Annotated in this window: 15 protein-coding genes; 8 read left to right on the top strand and 7 right to left on the bottom strand. The window is 70.4% G+C overall.

The window, feature by feature from the left end; genetic code table 11:
* Window positions 1-336: 336 nt before the first annotated feature.
* Together ACFHWE_RS22225 and ACFHWE_RS22220 are read right to left on the bottom strand one after the other, a co-directional pair.
* On the bottom strand, window positions 337-585 hold the full coding sequence (locus tag ACFHWE_RS22225) for a hypothetical protein (RefSeq protein ID WP_416603809.1): 249 nt from the start codon (window positions 583-585) through the stop codon (window positions 337-339).
* A 232-nt stretch (window positions 586-817) separates the two neighbouring features.
* Window positions 818-1,633, bottom strand: a complete 816-nt coding sequence (locus ACFHWE_RS22220) for a carbon-nitrogen hydrolase family protein (RefSeq protein WP_416603812.1) — start codon at window positions 1,631-1,633, stop codon at window positions 818-820.
* Between the two features lie 155 nt (window positions 1,634-1,788).
* Between ACFHWE_RS22220 and ACFHWE_RS22215 the strand changes: the two genes are divergently transcribed.
* From ACFHWE_RS22215 to ACFHWE_RS22205, 3 genes are read left to right on the top strand one after another with little or no spacing between them, the layout of a single operon-like run.
* Window positions 1,789-2,460 (top strand): TetR family transcriptional regulator, encoded by a 672-nt coding sequence (locus tag ACFHWE_RS22215; protein ID WP_416603808.1) that lies wholly within the window; start codon window positions 1,789-1,791, stop codon window positions 2,458-2,460.
* Between the two features lie 44 nt (window positions 2,461-2,504).
* Window positions 2,505-3,425 (top strand): ATP-binding cassette domain-containing protein, encoded by a 921-nt coding sequence (locus ACFHWE_RS22210; protein ID WP_416603807.1) that lies wholly within the window; start codon window positions 2,505-2,507, stop codon window positions 3,423-3,425.
* Window positions 3,422-5,020: an ABC transporter permease gene (locus ACFHWE_RS22205; protein WP_416603806.1), complete on the top strand. Its 1,599-nt coding sequence runs from the start codon at window positions 3,422-3,424 to the stop codon at window positions 5,018-5,020. The genes ACFHWE_RS22210 and ACFHWE_RS22205 overlap by 4 nt, the downstream gene beginning before the upstream one ends.
* Before the next feature lie 119 nt (window positions 5,021-5,139).
* Here ACFHWE_RS22205 and ACFHWE_RS22200 read toward each other — a convergent pair whose 3' ends face one another.
* Window positions 5,140-5,619, bottom strand: coding sequence for a hypothetical protein (locus ACFHWE_RS22200; RefSeq protein WP_416603805.1), 480 nt, complete (start codon window positions 5,617-5,619; stop codon window positions 5,140-5,142).
* Between the two features lie 27 nt (window positions 5,620-5,646).
* Window positions 5,647-6,744 carry a 23S rRNA (adenine(2503)-C(2))-methyltransferase RlmN gene (gene rlmN / locus ACFHWE_RS22195; protein WP_416603804.1) on the bottom strand — a complete coding sequence of 366 codons (1,098 nt, stop codon included), beginning with the start codon at window positions 6,742-6,744 and terminating at the stop codon, window positions 5,647-5,649.
* 192 nt (window positions 6,745-6,936) lie between these two features.
* Between rlmN and ACFHWE_RS22190 the strand changes: the two genes are divergently transcribed.
* Window positions 6,937-8,022: a suppressor of fused domain protein gene (locus ACFHWE_RS22190; protein WP_416603802.1), complete on the top strand. Its 1,086-nt coding sequence runs from the start codon at window positions 6,937-6,939 to the stop codon at window positions 8,020-8,022.
* Here the strand turns inward: ACFHWE_RS22190 and ACFHWE_RS22185 are convergent.
* Window positions 8,019-8,393: a BlaI/MecI/CopY family transcriptional regulator gene (locus ACFHWE_RS22185; protein WP_416603800.1), complete on the bottom strand. Its 375-nt coding sequence runs from the start codon at window positions 8,391-8,393 to the stop codon at window positions 8,019-8,021. The two genes, ACFHWE_RS22190 and ACFHWE_RS22185, sit on opposite strands and share 4 nt — an antisense overlap.
* A 578-nt stretch (window positions 8,394-8,971) precedes the next feature.
* Between ACFHWE_RS22185 and ACFHWE_RS22180 the strand changes: the two genes are divergently transcribed.
* Together ACFHWE_RS22180 and ACFHWE_RS22175 are read left to right on the top strand one after the other, a co-directional pair.
* Window positions 8,972-12,586, top strand: coding sequence for a multifunctional oxoglutarate decarboxylase/oxoglutarate dehydrogenase thiamine pyrophosphate-binding subunit/dihydrolipoyllysine-residue succinyltransferase subunit (locus tag ACFHWE_RS22180; protein ID WP_416603799.1), 3,615 nt, complete (start codon window positions 8,972-8,974; stop codon window positions 12,584-12,586).
* 70 nt (window positions 12,587-12,656) lie between these two features.
* Window positions 12,657-12,836 carry a DUF6104 family protein gene (locus tag ACFHWE_RS22175; RefSeq protein WP_416603797.1) on the top strand — a complete coding sequence of 60 codons (180 nt, stop codon included), beginning with the start codon at window positions 12,657-12,659 and terminating at the stop codon, window positions 12,834-12,836.
* 55 nt (window positions 12,837-12,891) lie between these two features.
* Here ACFHWE_RS22175 and ACFHWE_RS22170 read toward each other — a convergent pair whose 3' ends face one another.
* Window positions 12,892-13,437, bottom strand: a complete 546-nt coding sequence (locus ACFHWE_RS22170; RefSeq protein ID WP_416603795.1) for a hypothetical protein — start codon at window positions 13,435-13,437, stop codon at window positions 12,892-12,894.
* A gap of 191 nt (window positions 13,438-13,628) precedes the next feature.
* Here ACFHWE_RS22170 and ACFHWE_RS22165 point away from each other — a divergent pair, with 191 nt between their 5' ends.
* Both ACFHWE_RS22165 and ACFHWE_RS22160 read left to right on the top strand, forming a co-directional pair.
* The gene (locus ACFHWE_RS22165; RefSeq protein WP_416603794.1) at window positions 13,629-14,480 is read left to right on the top strand and encodes a DUF4097 family beta strand repeat-containing protein; all 852 of its coding nucleotides are present in this window, start codon (window positions 13,629-13,631) and stop codon (window positions 14,478-14,480) included.
* A complete protein-coding gene (locus ACFHWE_RS22160; protein WP_416603793.1) occupies window positions 14,481-15,467 on the top strand; it encodes a helix-turn-helix transcriptional regulator in 987 nt (328 codons plus the stop codon).
* An 80-nt stretch (window positions 15,468-15,547) separates the two neighbouring features.
* Here ACFHWE_RS22160 and ACFHWE_RS22155 read toward each other — a convergent pair whose 3' ends face one another.
* Window positions 15,548-16,675 (bottom strand): NAD(P)-dependent malic enzyme, encoded by a 1,128-nt coding sequence (locus ACFHWE_RS22155; RefSeq protein ID WP_416603811.1) that lies wholly within the window; start codon window positions 16,673-16,675, stop codon window positions 15,548-15,550.
* Window positions 16,676-16,746 lie beyond the last annotated feature (71 nt).

The raw sequence follows: 16,746 nt of genomic DNA, 5'->3' as shown, positions 1-16,746 counted from the left end.
CGACGGGCAGGGAAGGACCACGCCGCCAGGCGTCCGTTGAGGGTGGTGGCGGGCGACGGGCAGGGAAGGACCACGCCGCCAGGCGTCCGTTGAGGGTGGTGGCGGGCGACGGGCGGGCCCGCTCGTCTGACTACAGGCCACGGCTGGAAGCAGGGCGAGGGCGCCGCCGGTGTCTGCAGGAGGAGTCTCTGCCGCAGCGAGGAACGAGCAAGGCAGTAGCGATGACGAAGACGCCGGCCTCCTTGGCGCCCGAGCACGTCCCGAACTTGTGAGGGACCAAGAAACACAGCCCGGGACCGGTTTCCCCCGAATCCGGTCCCGGGCGCGGCCGGGCGGCTAGTGGGCCGCGAAGGCGGGCTCTCTCGTGGCCGTGCCGGCGCTGACGAGGTCGGCGCAGTCCCGGCAGCCGCGTACGCGCCCGCCGTCCGGGAGTACGCCGATGACGCGCCGGGGCCGGGGCCACTTCACGTGGCATACCGCGCAGGCGTCTCCCGCGCGCTGCGCCGTGGTCAGCGTCTCAGGATCGTAGACGTGGATCTCCGACGCGCCGTCGGGCCGCGCACCCGCCGCACACACCGTGCTCATTCCGCGCAATGTCCTTGCTCCCCCCGTGGTTTAGGACAGTCTGGCGGGCCGATTTTTACCGGCTCTTTACCGAATTAGAGGCCCTCGATACCCGGAAGCACTCGGACCGAATCAAATCACTCGGTGCACGTTGAGCATAACCCTAAGTAACTGACTCTGGGAAGACCCTCGTCCATTCGTAGGCATTACAGCGATATGCCCGGTGCCTATGCTCTCGCAGCGATACGGGGTATCAGGACTCCGGGCGCGGTACGACCTCGAATCGGCGCAGGGAGAGCGACGGGTTCGTCACGCGCACCTCCTCGACCCGCGCGGCCGAAACCTCGGCGGAGGCGACCGCGAACGCCTGCTCCCCCAGAGCGGCCACCGGAGTACCCATCGGATCGACGACCATGCTGTTGCCCGCACCGCTGGGAGCGGCCTGCCCGGCCGCGGCGACGTAGACGGTGTTCTCCAGCGCACGCGCCCGGACCAGCGTCCGCCAGTGCTCCTCCTTCAGCGGGCCCGGCACCCACTGCGCGGCCAGCAGCACCACGTGCGCCCCCGCGTCGGCGATCCTCCGCGTCACCTCGGGGAAGCGCAGGTCGTAACAGGTCTGCAACCCGAAGACGACGCCGTCGACCGCGAAGGTCTCCGGCTCCTCGATCGGCCCGGGGCGGACCACGTCCGACTCCCTGACCCCGAAGGCGTCGTAGAGGTGGATCTTGCGGTAGAGCGCGATCCGCTCGCCCTTGGGCGAGAACGCCGCCAGCGTGTTGGTGAAGCGGCTCGCCCCCTCGCCCTCCTCCGCCTCGCTGGCGCCCAGCACCAGGTGCACTCCCTCGGCGCGGGCGGCGTCGGCGGCGGACGACAGGAAGGGGCCGTCCAGCGGCTCGGCGGCCTCGACGTAGCGGTGGTCGGTGCGCCGCGCGGTGAACATCGCGTACTCGGGGAGCAGAACCACGTCGGCGCCCTCGGCCGCGCCCCTGGCGGCGAGTTCGGCCACCGAGCGCGCGTTCTCCGCCTTGTCCTGCCCGGGGGCGAACTGAGCGACCGCGACCCGCACCATGGGCTGTCCTCCCTCGTAGCCGCCGAGGGCCGGGGTGCCCCGCGGCGCGTCCACCGAGTGTACGGGCCCCCGCGCGCCCCTCGCCCGGCGTTCGGCCGACGGGCCCCGCCACACCCCCTTGCCAAAGCACTGAACACGCATTTAGCATGCTGAACATGAGTTCAGTACCCAGGAGGCCTCCGGAACCGGAGGAGGACCTCACCGCGCGGGCCCGCATCCGCGGCGCCGCCATCGAGTGCTTCGGGCAGAAGGGCTTCGGCGTCCCGGTGCGCACGATCGCCGAACGCGCAGGTGTCTCCCCCGCCCTGGTCATGCACCACTTCGGCTCCAAGGCCGGACTCCGACAGGCCTGCGACGAGCACGTCCGGAACCTGGTCTACGAGATCAAGAAGGACTCGGTCACCACCGCCGACCAGCGGACGTTCCTGGACCGGTTCGCCGGTATGGACGAGTACGCCCCCTACGTCGCCTACTTCGTCCGGTCGTTCCAGGCCGGCGGGGACATCGCCCACACGCTCTTCGAGCACATGGTGGAGGACATCGAGAACTACCTGGCCGCGGGCGAGGAGGCGGGCACGGTCCGCCCCAGCCGGGACCCGGCCGCGCGCGCCCGCTTCCTCGCCATGGGCCACATCGGCTCGCTCCAGATGTTCCTCACCATGCACTTCCCCGGCCCCGACATCGACTTCAGAGAGGTCATGCGGGCCTGGTCGGAGCGGATCACCCTGCCCACGCTGGAGATCTACTCCGAGGGCCTGTTCACCGACCGCACGATGCTCGACGCCTACCTGCTGTACGTGAGCGATCCCCCCGAGGGGGAGTCCTGATCCTCCCTCGCCCACGTACACGATCACCCCCTAGGAGTAGAGACATGTCCGCACCCGCCATCGAGGTCCGCGGCCTCGACAAGTACTTCGGACGGTTCAAGGCCCTCGACGGCCTCGACCTCACCGTGGAGCCCGGCCAGGTCGCCGGGTTCCTGGGCCCCAACGGCTCGGGCAAGTCCACCACCATCCGCGTCCTGCTGGGCCTGCTCAGGTCCGACGGCGGCACCGCCCGCCTGCTCGGCGGCGACCCGTGGAAGGACGCCGTCACGCTGCACCGCCGCCTGGCCTACGTGCCCGGCGACGTGTCCCTGTGGCCGAACCTCACCGGCGGCCAGGCCATCGACCTCCTCGGGCGGCTCCACGGCAGGGCCGACCGCACGCGCCGGAAGGAGCTGCTGGAGCGGTTCGAGCTCGACCCCACCAAGAAGGCGCGCACCTACTCCAAGGGCAACCGCCAGAAGGTCGCCCTGGTGGCCGCCCTGGCCTCCGACGCCGAACTGCTCATCCTCGACGAGCCCACCTCCGGGCTCGACCCGCTCATGGAGTCGGTGTTCACCGACTGCGTGCACGAGGCCAAGCGCCAGGGCCGCTCCGTGCTGCTGTCCAGCCACATCCTGGCCGAGGTCGAGAAGCTGTGCGACACGGTCACCATCATCCGCAAGGGCCGGACCGTGGAGTCGGGCACCCTGGACGACCTGCGCCACCTGACCCGCTCCACCGTCCGCGCCACCACCGAGGGCGACCCGAGCGCGCTCACCGGCCTGACCGGCGTGCACGGCCTCACCGTCGAGGGCACCGACGTCACCTTCGACGTCGACAACGACCACATGGACCAGGCCTTCCGCGCCCTGGCCGACCTCGGGCTGCGGTCCCTGGTCAGCAACCCGCCCTCCCTGGAGGAGCTCTTCATGCGCCACTACGGCGACGAGCTCGCCGCGCTGAACGGCGAGGGGGCCGCGAAGTGAGCACCTTCACCGGTACGGGACGGCTGATCCTGTTCATCCTGCGCCGCGACCGCATCCGGATGACCGTCTGGACGCTCTCCCTGGTCGGCTCGATGTTCATGGTCATCCCCACGCTCGCGGACATGTTCGCCACGCCCGAGCAGCGGATGGCCCGCGCCACGATCATGGAGACCCCGACCGGCATCGTCTTCGGTGGCCCCGGCTACGGGCTGGAGGAGTACGGGCTCGGCGCGATGGTCGCCAACGAGATGACGCAGAGCCTGCTGGTGGCACTGGCAGTCATGGGCATCCTGCACGTGGTCCGCCACACCAGGGCCGAGGAGGAGAGCGGACGCGCCGAACTGCTGCGCGCGAACGTGCTCGGCTCCAGCGCCCAGATCACAGCCGCGCTGGTCACCAACGCCCTGGTCAGCGGGGCCATCGGCGCCCTGATCACGGTCAGCATGGTGGTGAACGGCCTGCCCCTGGCGGACTCGGCCGCCTACGGCGCGGGGCTGGCCCTGGCCGGTGTCGTGTTCGGGGCGGTCGCGGCGGTGTGCGCCCAGGTGTCGGGGTACGCGCGCGGTGCCAGCGGCCTGGCCTTCCTCGTCATCGGCGTCCTGTTCATGTTCCGCGTGGTGGGCGACATCGCCGAACGCGGCGGCAGCGCGCCGTCGTGGTTCTCACCCTTCGCGTGGGTGCAGCAGACCCGGGCCTTCGACGACCTGCGCTGGTGGCCCCTGGCGCTGTACGTGCTGGTCATCGCGGTACTGTTCGCCGTCGCCTACGTCCTGGCCGACCGGCGCGACCTGGGGGCGGGCCTGGTGGCCGCGCGTCCGGGCCCCGCCGGGGCGGGTCCCCTGCTGAACGGGGTGCTGGCGCTGCACTTGCGCCAACAGCGCGCGTCGATCATCGCCTGGACCGTCGCCGTGGCGCTGTTCGCGCTCGCGTTCGGCACCCTGGTCACGGAGATCGACGGGATGGCCGAGCAGAACCCGGAGATCATGGCGCGGATGGGCCTGACCGGCGAGGGCATGATCGAGGCGTTCCTCGGCGTGCTGACGCTCTACATCGTGATGCCGACCGCGGCCTTCGCCGTGCTGTCCGTCCTGCGCACCCGCGCCGAGGAGGACTCCGGGCGGGCGGAACTGGTGCTGTCGGCGGCGGTGGGCCGCCTCCGGTGGATGGGGTCGGCCGTGCTGGTCAGCGCCCTGTCCGGGATGGTCATGATGTTCCTGGGCGGGCTGGTGATGGGGGTCGGCGCGGCCTCGGTCACCGGGGACACCGCGTGGATCCGGGTGGTGGCCGAGGCCGGTGCCGCCCAGATCCCGGTGGTGCTGATGTTCGCCGGGCTCACCACCCTGTTCCTGGGGGTGGCTCCGCGCCTGGTGGGCCTGGTGTGGGCATGGTTCGCCTACGGGCTGTTCGTCACGATCTTCGGCCTGCTGATGGACCTGCCCGACTGGATGGTGCACGTCGGCCCGTTCGAGATCGTGGCGCTGCTGCCCACCGAGGAGTTCGCGCCGGTGCCCTACCTCGCCGTCCTGGCGGGGGCCGTGGCCGCCGCCGCGGTGGGCCTGGCCGGGTTCCGCCGACGGGACCTGGTCACCGCCTGAGCGGGCCGGTCAGCCCGGCAGGGGCCTTCTTGGCGGCACGAAGTTGGCCGTGGGACGAACCTCGGCGCTCGGTCTCGCCGTGGGGCGAACCTCGGGCCTGGACACCGCCCGGGGCCCGCTCACCCCGGCAGGAGGCCCATCGCCCAGCCGGGGGCCAGCACCAGGATAAGGAAGCGGGCGGTGCGGGTGACCATGGTGATCACCGAGAACACCACGACGTTCATCCGCACCGTCCCCGCCAGCACGCAGACCGCCATGAAGGGCGGCACGCTGGCGAACGAACTGAGCGCGACCAGACCGGCGCCCCACACCGGCCGCGCCTCCGCCGACCGGCGCCAGCGGGCCACCCGCTCCGACCAGCGGCCGGGGTCGTTCCTCTTGCGGCGCATCCACCGCATGGAGAGCGTGCCCCGGCCCGCGTAGTAGTAGGGCAGCTTGCCCAGGGTCTGACCCGCCCCCGCCGCGATCGCCATGGCGGTGCCGAGCAGGGGGCCGCTGTCCACTGCGACGGCCGCGCCCACGAGGTAGACCTCGATGTTGAGGACAGGGAGCACCCCGGAGAGGAGGGCGACGGCGAAGGCCAGCGCGGTCTCGACCATGGTCCGGGCCCTTCGCCGCTCAACCGGTCAGTTCTCGGCGGCCGCGAGCTGGCCGCACGCGCCGTCGATCTCCTGGCCGCGGGTATCGCGGACGGTGACCGAGACGCCGTGCGACTCCAGGCGCCGGACGAACTCGCGTTCGTCCTCGGGTCGCGACGCCGTCCACTTGGATCCCGGGGTGGGGTTGAGCGGGATGAGGTTGACGTGGACCAGGTGCCCCTTGAGGAGCCTGCCGAGCAGGTCGGCCCGCCAGGCCTGGTCGTTGATGTCCTTGATGAGCGCGTACTCGATGGAGACGCGGCGCCCGGTGGTGCCGGCGTAGCGCCAGGCCGCGTCCAGCACCTCCTGGACCTTCCAGCGCGTGTTGATCGGCACCAGTTCGTCGCGCAGCTCGTCGTCGGGGGCGTGCAGGGAGATCGCCAGGCGCACCTGCATCCGCTCGGCGATGAGCTTGTCGATGGCGGGGACCAGGCCGACCGTGGACACGGTCACGCCGCGTTGGGAGATGCCCAGGCCGCGCGGTACTGGGTCGGTGATGCGGCGCACCGTCTGGAGCACCCGCTTGTAGTTGGCCATGGGTTCGCCCATGCCCATGAACACGATGTTGCTGATCCGCCCGGGCCCTCCGGCGACCTCGCCGCGCGCCAGGTCGCGGGCGCTGGCCACGACCTGGTCGACGATCTCGCCGGTGGAGAGGTTGCGGGTCAGCCCGGCCTGGCCGGTGGCGCAGAAGGGGCAGTTCATGCCGCACCCGGCCTGGGAGGAGATGCACAGGGTGACTCGGTCGGGGTAGCGCATGAGCACCGACTCGAACAGCACCCCGTCGAAGGCCTTCCACAGGGTCTTGCGGGTCATCCCGTTGTCGCAGGTGATGTGGCGGACGGGTGTGAGCAGGGTCGGTAGCAACGCCTCGCCCAGGCGCTCCCTGGAGGCCTCGGGCAGGTCGGTCATCGCCGAGGTGTCCGACTCCAGGTGGCCGAAGTAGTGCTGTGCCAACTGCTTGGCGCGGAAGGGCTTCTCCCCCAGCCCCGTGACGACCTCGGCCCGTTCGTCCGGGGTGAGGTCGGCGAGGTGCCGCGGCGGCTGGGCGCGGCGGGGGGCGACGAAGGTGAGCTCGGCGGGCATAGGTATCCGTAAGAGACGGTGTCGGTGGTCTGGGCCCGGCGGCGCGGCCGGGTCGTTATACGACCTATACGCGGCTGCGGTGCGGCTCCGCCTGCGAGGGCACTACGGTCGATTCTACGCACTGCTTGGCATGGGCCGGGCGGGTTCGCCCGCGATGCGGACGACAACACGGATCGGCACGTGGGAGGGCCGGTGTCAGGGATCGACGTCCTTCTCGACGAGATCAGCCCCTATCAGAGCCGCCGTGTCGTCGTCGAGTGCGACTCCCGCACCACGGCCGCCTACCTCCTGGACGCGCGCGGGCGCATCCGGGTGCCGGTCTGGCTGGCCAACCACGAGCCCGCCCCCGCCTCGGACTGGGAGGGCGGGTCGTTCGAGGGCCGGGCGCCGCTGATGCCGGAGGCCTACACCAAGCACCCGCAGGGCCTGCCCCGTTTCGACCCCTCGGCGCTGCGCGCGGTCTGGTTCGAGGAGGGCGACGGTGTGGCCCTGGTGGACGATCAGGGGCTGTTGGCGGTCATCCCGGGGTGGGCCGAGGCCGACAGCGGGCTGCCCGGCTACGCGCGCGAGGCGGTGGGGCGCAGCGCCTACGCCTGGGAACTGGACTCGGTCCGGGGGCACCTGTGGCCGCGTGTGGTGCACGCCGAGGCGTACTGGGACTGGCGCCGGGCCGCGGGCGCCTGGCGCGGCGTCCAGCGCACGGTGCTGGGCCACCTGAACCGCCGGGTGGGCGAGCCCGGCCACTACTGGGACGTCTCCGACGGGCACCCGCCCCTGCTGCGGCTGTCGGAACGGCCGCCGACCGCGGAGCGGCCGTTCACGGTGCTGTCCACGGTGGGGATGTGCGGACAGCGGATGCCCACGCTGGACCGGTACATGGCCGACACCTCGCGGCATGCGCGGGTGGAGCTGGCCCTGGCCACCACGATGCCCGCGCACCGGGCGGCGCGGATCTTCCGGTGGATCGGCGCGTTCCCGTGGCGCGCGGTGACCTGGTTCGGGACCGGCCACACGGTGAAGTGGCTGGACAACCCCGAGGACCGGGCGATGCGCGGCGAGGCGGGCGCGGTGCTCCTGCTGGAGGACCCCTCGGCGCTGGCCGCGGGGTCCGGGCAGGACCCGCCGGACCTGTCGGGTCTGACCTTCCAGGGCGACCCGGTGCGGTGGCTGTGGATCGTGCCGATCACCCGCCCGGAGCACCTGTTCGCCAAGGAGCACGACAGCGCGGCCCTGGTGGAGAAGCTCTCCGCGGAGGGTCGGGGCTGGGTCCTGGGCTAGCTGGCGATACCCCGCCGGTCGCGGGCCTGGGCGAGCAGATGGTGGAAGCGGGCCATGTCCTCGTCGCTGAAGCGCTCGACGAAGCTGACCAGGGTGGCCCCGGGGTCGGGGCCGGCGTTGAGGACCTCGTCCATGACCCGGGCGGTGTACTCGGCGTGCGTCTCGCGCGGCCAGTAGATCCAGGCGCGCCCGGACTTCTCGCGGTCGAGCAGGCCCTTGTGGAAGAGGATGTTGGCGACCGTCATGACGGTGGTGTAGGCGACCTCGCGGTCGTAGACCATGCTCTCGCGGACGCGGCGCACCGACAGGGGCTCCTCGGACCGCCACAGCGCGTCCATGATGGCCGCTTCGAGTTCTCCGAGCCCCCTCACCGCGCCCGCCTCCCTGCCGTACGACTTCTCACGTCCCCGATTTCCGTACGGAGATCGTAGAGGGGCTGGAGGTGTTCGTGGGGCGGAACGCCGAAAAGCGCGCGGATACGCGTACCGGGAAGCGGACGACCGGCGTTTCACGGTCGCGCACCGCCGTCCCCAGCAGGAAAAGGTGCACTCGGAGCCCCGGTTCCGGTCGCCGGCGCCGGACCCTGTCCAGAGGGGGCACGGGTGTGACACACCACATTCCCGGCGGTCGGTGACCGCTTACCCGTTCACACTCCAAGACCACCCCAAAAAGGTACATTTGCGACAATTCAAGGACTCTACGAACAGAGTCCGCTACACAGAGGCAATGAACATGTGAAAGATTGTTACCTACCTCCTGGTTTCAACACCGCTCAAGGTCGCCGCCGGGAAGCGGGTACAAGTAGCCTGGTACAAGGACGAGTGCTGGCCGGACCCAGATCCTCCCGCTGCGGCGGGGAACGTTCCATGTCTTCATTGAGCCGGGTCCACCAGCAGCCACCCGTCCGTACACATTCACTAGCGAGCTGCGGAAGTGGGCGATCTCCGCCGTGTCGTCTGAGGCGTCTCAACCCCTGACAGATTTCGGCCCCAACGAGTGGTTGGTCGAGGAGCTTTATCAGAAGTACCTGACCGACCCCGACTCCGTTGACAAGGCCTGGTGGAACTTCTTCGCGGACTACAAGCCCGCGGATACCGGCGCGCAGGGCGGAGGGGCAGCCAAGACCGCGAAGGCGAAGAAGAGCAAGGCCCCCGCGGCTCCGGCGCCGAAGAAGACGGCCAAGGCCACCGAACCCGAGAGCGACGAGGTCAAGAGGGAGCGACTGCGCGGTGCTCCCGCGCGGACCGCGACCAACATGGAGTCGAGCCTGGCGCTGCCGACCGCCACCAGTGTGCGCGCGGTCCCGGTCAAGCTCCTGTTCGACAACCGCATCGTCATCAACAACCATCTCCGGCGCGCACGCGGCGGGAAGGTCTCCTTCACGCACCTCATCGGCTTCGCCATGGTCAAGGCGCTGGAGTCGATGCCGGAGATGAACCACTCCTACGTCGAGGTCGACGGCAAGCCCGGTGTGGCCAAGCCCGACCACGTCAACTTCGGCCTGGCCATCGACCTCCAGAAGTCCGACGGCTCCCGCCAGCTCGTCGTCCCCTCCATCAAGGGCGCCGACGAGATGGACTTCGCGGAGTTCTGGGGCGGCTACGAGGACCTGGTCCGCAAGGCCCGCAACAACAAGCTGGGCGTGCCCGACTTCCAGGGCACCACCATCAGCCTCACCAACCCGGGCGGCATCGGCACCGTGCACTCGGTGCCGCGCCTGATGCCCGGGCAGGGCACCATCCTCGGTGTGGGCGCGATGGAGTACCCCGCCGAGTTCCAGGGCGCCTCCCAGGACACCCTGAGCGAGCTGGGCATCAGCAAGGTCATGACGCTGACGTCCACCTACGACCACCGGATCATCCAGGGCGCGCAGTCCGGCGAGTTCCTGCGCCGGATCCACCAGCTCCTGCTGGGCGAGGAGGGTTTCTACGACGAGATCTTCCGCTCCCTGCACATCCCCTACGAACCGGTCCGCTGGGTGCAGGACATCCACGTCAACACGGCCACCCAGCTCGACAAGGCCACCCGGGTCCAGGAGCTGATCCACGCCTACCGGGTGCGCGGCCACCTCATGGCCGACACCAACCCGCTCGACCACGAGCAGCGGCGCCACCCCGACCTGGACGTCCTCCAGCACGGGCTGACCCTGTGGGACCTGGACCGCTCCTTCCCCACCGGGGGCTTCGGCGGCAAGCAGGTCATGAAGCTCCGCGACATGCTGGGCGTGCTGCGCGACACCTACTGCCGCACGGTGGGTATCGAGTACATGCACATCCAGAGCCCGGAGGAGCGGGAGTGGATCCAGTCGCACGTCGAGCGCGAGCACGAGAAGCTCGACCGCGACGAGCAACTGCACATCCTGCACCGGCTCAACAGCGCCGAGGCGTTCGAGACCTTCCTTCAGACCAAGTACGTGGGCCAGAAGCGCTTCTCCCTCGAAGGCGGGGAGTCGCTGATCCCCCTGCTGGACGGGGTGATCTCCCGGGCGGCCCGGGCCGAGCTGGACGAGGCCGTCATCGGCATGGCCCACCGCGGCCGCCTCAACGTGCTCGCCAACATCTGCGGCAAGTCCTACGGGCAGATCTTCGGCGAGTTCGAGGGCAACCTCGACCCGCGCAGCGCGCACGGCTCCGGCGACGTGAAGTACCACCTGGGCACCGAGGGCGTCTTCGAGACCAAGGACGGCGAGCGCATCGCCATCTCCCTGGCCGCCAACCCCTCCCACCTGGAGACGGTCGACCCGGTCGCCGAGGGCATCGTCCGCGCCAAGCAGGACCTGCTGAACAAGGGACCGCACGGCTTCACGGTGCTGCCCATCCTCATCCACGGCGACGCGGCGTTCGCCGGACAGGGCGTGGTCGCCGAGACCCTGAACCTGTCGCAGTTGCGCGGCTACCGCACCGGCGGCACGGTGCACGTCATCGTGAACAACCAGGTGGGCTTCACCACCTCGCCGTCGGACAGCCGCTCCAGCGTGTACGCCACGGACGTGGCGCGCATGGTGCAGGCGCCGATCTTCCACGTCAACGGGGACGACCCCGAGGCCGTGGTCCGGGTCGCGCACCTGGCCTTCGCCTACCGTCAGGCGTTCAACAAGGACGTCGTCATCGACCTGGTCTGCTACCGGCGCCGCGGACACAACGAGGGCGACAACCCCGCGTTCACGCAGCCGCTGATGTACGACGTCATCGACACCAAGCGCTCCACCCGCAAGCTGTACACCGAGGCCCTGATCGGCCGCGGTGACATCACGGTGGAGGAGGCCGAGTCGGCGCTGCGCGACTTCCAGAGCGAACTGGAGCGCGCCTTCAGCGAGACCCGCGAGGTCGAGAAGCGGCCGGTCGAACCCGGTGCCGTGGTCAAGCCCGAAGTGTTCACCGAGGGCCGCCTGGACCACTCCGCGGTCGAGACCGCGATCAGCACCGAGACGGTGAAGCGGGTCATCGACACGCAGGTCAACCTGCCCGAGGACTTCACCGCGCACCCCAGGCTGGCACCGCAGCTCCAGCGGCGCGCCCAGGCCGTGGAGAGCGACACGATCGACTGGGCGACCGGTGAGCTGCTGGCCTTCGGGTCTTTGCTGCTGGACGACCACCCGGTCCGCCTGATCGGCCAGGACAGCCGGCGTGGCACCTTCGGGCAGCGCCACGCCACACTGATGGACCGCGAGACCGGCGCGTCGTACACGCCGCTCAAGCAGTTCGACTCGGGCACCACCCGGTTCCACGTGCACGACTCCCTGCTGAGCGAGTACGCGGCCCTGGGCTTCGAGTACGGATACTCGCTGACCCGCCCCGAGGCGCTGGTCATGTGGGAGGCCCAGTTCGGTGACTTCGTCAACGGCGCCCAGAGCGTCATCGACGAGTACATCAGCGCGGGCGAGCAGAAGTGGGGCCAGCGCTCCAGCGTGACCATGCTGCTGCCGCACGGCTACGAGGGCCAGGGGCCGGACCACTCCTCGGCCCGCATCGAGCGGTTCCTGCAACTGTGCGCGCAGGAGAACATGACCGTGGCGATGCCGACCACCCCGGCGAGCTACTTCCACCTGCTGCGCTGGCAGGCGAAGTCGCCGCTGGAGCGCCCGCTGGTGGTCTTCACGCCCAAGTCGCTGCTGCGGCTGAAGGCCGCGGTCTCGGCCGCCGAGGACTTCACCACGGGCCACTTCCGTCCGCTGATCACCGACGACTCCATCGCTCCGGAGAAGGTCCGCCGGGTGGTGCTGTGCTCGGGCAAGATCTACTACGACCTGGATGCGGCGCGCCGCAAGAGCGGGGACAAGCACACCGCGATCATCCGCACGGAGCGGCTCTACCCGCTGCCGATCGAGGAGATCCGCGAGCAGCTCAAGGCCTACCCGAAGGCGGGCGAGGTCCTGTGGGTCCAGGAGGAGCCCGCGAACATGGGCCCGTGGCCGTTCGTGGCGCTGGTCTTCTCCGAGCAGCTCGACCGTCCGTTCACCCGGATCTCGCGTCCGGCGTCCTCGGCGCCGGCCGCCGGTTCGGCCAAGCGGCACGAGGCGGAGCAGCGCGCCCTGGTGGACACGGTGTTCCCGCCTGCGGACTAGCGACGACGAAGAGGCCGGTTCTCCGCGCCCCGAGCCCCGACCGAGCCTGCGAGGGCGTAGAAAGCACAGCATGTACTACACCGATCGCGGAATCGAGGAGTTGGAGAACCGCCGCGGCGGCGAGGAGGTCAGCTTCGCCTGGCTCGCCGAGCAGTTGCGGGTGTTCACCGACGTGCACCCCGAGTTCGAGACCCCCGTCGACCGCCTGGCCACCTGGCTGGCCCGGCTGGACGACGAGGACGACGAATAGTGAGTGACGCAGGGGCCCGGGAATCCTCCCGGGCCCCTGCGCGTGCCTGCTACCCCTACCGGTGTTCGGCCCTCTCCCGGAACGCCTCCTTGCTGCTGGGCAGCCGCAGTACCAGGAGGAAGAACCCGGGGATGAGCAGCCGCATGGTGGTCATGATCAGCCAGGCGAGCACAGTGACGAGCAGGCCGCTCGGCGGTTCCATGGCGGTCATGATCGCCGTGTCGACCGCGAGCAGCACGGCGTGGACGGCCAGGGTGACCAGGACCGCCCGCTGCCCCGCCCCCTTGGTGAGCCGTTCGACGGCGTAGGCGTAGAGGAACACGAGGGGCGTGTACATCACGATCCAGAACCAGAGGCGGACCGCGTCGAAGTCACTCCCGACGATCGCGCGTGTGGTGAGGGTCGGGGTGGAGGAGTACCAGTCCAGCAGGAGGACCACGGTGCTGACGAGGGCCAGCCCTTGGTAGAGGGCGGCCAGGACGAGCAGGGCCCGCAGGAACCTGAGGGCGTGCGGCAACCGCCGACGTCTCCGCGGGTCGGCTCCGATCACGATCGGTCGGGCCGAGATCTGGACGGGCTCTTGCCCGGGGGAAGGGTGCATCTGTGACTCCTGTGGGGAATGTCCACCCATCCAAGCGGATACACATGCATGAAACGTCACAGAACAGACATCGGTTCATCTCAGGGGCCACCCCCACTCCCCCCTGAACAAACCCGCAGATCCGCGACATATCTTGAGTTCCCCTGACTCGCGACATATCGTGAAAGCACGAGCGAGCGAAAGGGTGCACGATGGCACGTTGGACCATCGACAAGCCGTTGACGCACACGTTGGACGGCATCGTCGCACTGCGCGTCCGCATCATCGGCGGTCACGTCAACATCCTCCCGACCGACGACCCGGTCACCTTCGAGATCAGCGACATCACCGGCGGCCCCGTCCTGGCGACCCAGGAGGCGGGCATCCTCACCATCACCTACGAGGACCTCACCGGCCAGGGGCTCCTCGACCGGCTCAAACCGATCCAGCTCAACGGCTACAAGGGCATGGGCGGGCGCAAGGCCACCGTGAACCTGCGGCTCCCTGCGGGCTGCCCGGTCGAGGTGAACACGGTCAGCGCGGCCGTGGTCGCCGCCGGTCTCAGGGCCCGCACCTCCATCCGGACCGCGTCCGGGGAGATCACCCTCGACGACGCGTCGGGCACCACGGAGATCAGCACGGCGACCGGCCAGACGTCGCTGCGCAATCCGTCGGGCACCCTGAGCTTCAGCAGCGTGAACGGCCCGCTCGCGGTCGCTGGCGGACGGCTGTCGGGGTTCGACGCCAAGTCCGCCTCCGGCCAGATCCTCGCCGACACCGACCTCGCCCCCTCCGGCCGGGTCCGGCTGAACACCGTCTCCGGCGAGATCGCGCTGCGGGTGCCCGCCGAGACCTCGGCCGCCGTCGAGATGCACTCGGTCACCGGCAAGCTGGACAGCGACTTCTCGCTGGATAGACGTGAGGCCCCGGCACGCAAGGCGCTGAGCGGGAAGATCGGCCCCGGCGTCGACCCAGCGACCATCTCCACCCGCACCGTGTCCGGACGGACCGCGCTGCTGCGCCGTGCGCCCGAGGCACCCGCGGCGATCCCCGAGGGGGCCTGAATGAGTACCATGTTCGGCCACGGCAGACTCCGGCTGTACCTGCTCAAACTGCTGGACGAGAGCCCCAGGCACGGCTACGAGATCATCAGCCTGCTCCGGGACCGCTTCCTGGGCGTGTACTCGCCCTCCCCCGGTACCATCTACCCGCGCCTGGCCCGCCTGGAGGAGGAGGGCCTGGTCGCCCACACCGAGGAGGGCGGCCGCAAGGTCTACCGCCTCACCGACAAGGGGCGCGAGGAGCTGCGCGCACGTGAGGGCGACCTGGCCGACCTGGAGCGGGAGATCACCGATTCGGTACGCGACATCGCGCGGGCGGTCAAGCAGGACGTGCGCGCCACCATCAGCTCGCTGCGCGAGGAACTGACGTACACCGGTTCGGGCACACGCCGACCGGAGCCCGAGTCCGCGGACACGCGGCAGGAGCGCGCCGAGGGCTCCGGGCAGGCCCCTCAGGCCGAGGACCCCTCCGCCACGCGAACCGGCGACCAGGGCACCGGGGACAAGGAGCGCGCCTGCGGCGACGGCGGCCCGTGGGCACGCGAGTGGGAGCGGTTCACCCAGGGGCTCGGAGGGCTGGGCACCGTCTGGGGCCGCGGACAGACGAAGAGCCCCGAGTTCGACCAGGCCCTGCGCGACTTCACCGACCGGGTACGCGACGTGGCGCACGAGGCGGGCCACGTCGGCGAGGCGGCCGTCAACGATCTGAAGCGCATCCTGGACGAGACCGTCGAGGTGATCCGCCGCGACATGGGCCGCTGGGGTCCGCCCGGGAGGGGCGGCGGGGACGAGGCACCCACCGGCTCCGGCGGTTCGCCAGAACCGCAGCAGCCCCGGGAGGCGTCCAAGACGACAGAACAGGAACCGGAGACGGCCCCTTCGGGGACCGCCGAAGGGCCGGGGGAACCCGAGTCCCGGCCGGGGCCCGAGGGGTCGGCCGACCCGTGGGGCACGGCCGTCGGCGAGCAGGACGAGCGCCGGGACGGCTGAACGGGAACCGGCCGGCACGGGAGGGGCCCGAGGGGCGGCGCGGGGGCGCGCTCCTCGGGCCCGTCCCGGGAACGGTCCCTCTACCGGGCGACGCCGTCCTTGCGCGCCTGCTCGGCGACGGCGGCCGCGATGGCCGGGGCCACCCGCTCGTCGAAGGCGCCCGGGATGACGTAGTCGGCGGACAGGTCGTCGCCGACCAGCTCGGCCAGCGCGGTGGCGGCGGCCAGCTTCATGTTCTCGGTGATGTCGCCGGCGCCGGCGTCGAAGGCGCCGCGGAACACGCCGGGGAAGGCGAGGACGTTGTTGATCTGGTTCGGGAAGTCACTGCGCCCGGTCGCGACGACGCTCGCGTACTTGCGGGCGACGTCGGGGTGGACCTCCGGGTTGGGGTTGGCCATGGCGAAGACGATGGAGTCCTTGGCCATGGTGGCCACGACCTCCTCGGGGACCTCGCCCGACGACAGCCCGATGAAGACGTCCGCGCCGTTGAGCGCGCTCTCGATGGAGCCCTGCAGACCGGCCTCGTTGGTGATCTCGGCCAGCTCCTGCTTGACGGGGGTCAGCCCTTCGCGGCCCTGGTGGATCAGGCCCTTGGAGTCGGCCACGGCGATGTCGCCGATCCCGCCGTCCAGGAGCATCTTGGTGACGGCGACCCCGGCGGCTCCGGCGCCGGAGACCACGGCGCGCAGGTCGCCGAGGGTGCGCCCGGTGAGGCGCGCGGCGTTCTGGAGCGCGGCGACGGTGACGATGGCGGTGCCGTGCTGGTCGTCGTGGAAGACCGGGATGTCCAGTCGTTCACGCAGCTTGCGCTCGATCTCGAAGCAGCGCGGCGCGGAGATGTCCTCCAGGTTGATGCCGCCGAACGACGGGGCCATGCGCACGACGGTCTCGACGAAGTCGTCGACGTCGGTGCAGGTGAGGGCGATCGGCACGGAGTCGACGCCGCCGAACTGCTTGAACAGCAGCGACTTGCCCTCCATGACGGGCAGCGAGGCCTCGGGGCCGATGTTGCCCAGCCCCAGGACCGCGGTGCCGTCGGTGACGACGGCGACGAGGCCGCTCTTCCAGGTGTAGGTGTCGACGAGCTCGGGGTTCTCGGCGATGGCGTCGCAGACGCGGGCGACGCCGGGTGTGTAGGCCAGGGCCAGGCTCGCGCGGTCGTTCACCTCGACGGAGGAGGTGACGTGCAGCTTCCCGCCGCGGTGCATCGCGAAGGCGGGATCCCTGTCCAGCTCGGTGGGGTCGTTCAGGGAATGGGAATGCGCATCAGTGGACAACT

Origin of the sequence: Nocardiopsis sp. LOL_012, from assembly GCF_048060475.1 — a bacterium.
Lineage (GTDB): Bacteria > Actinomycetota > Actinomycetes > Streptosporangiales > Streptosporangiaceae > Nocardiopsis.
Note: the sequence above shows the minus strand (reverse complement) of the source record. Positions and strands in the feature narration are given on the sequence as shown.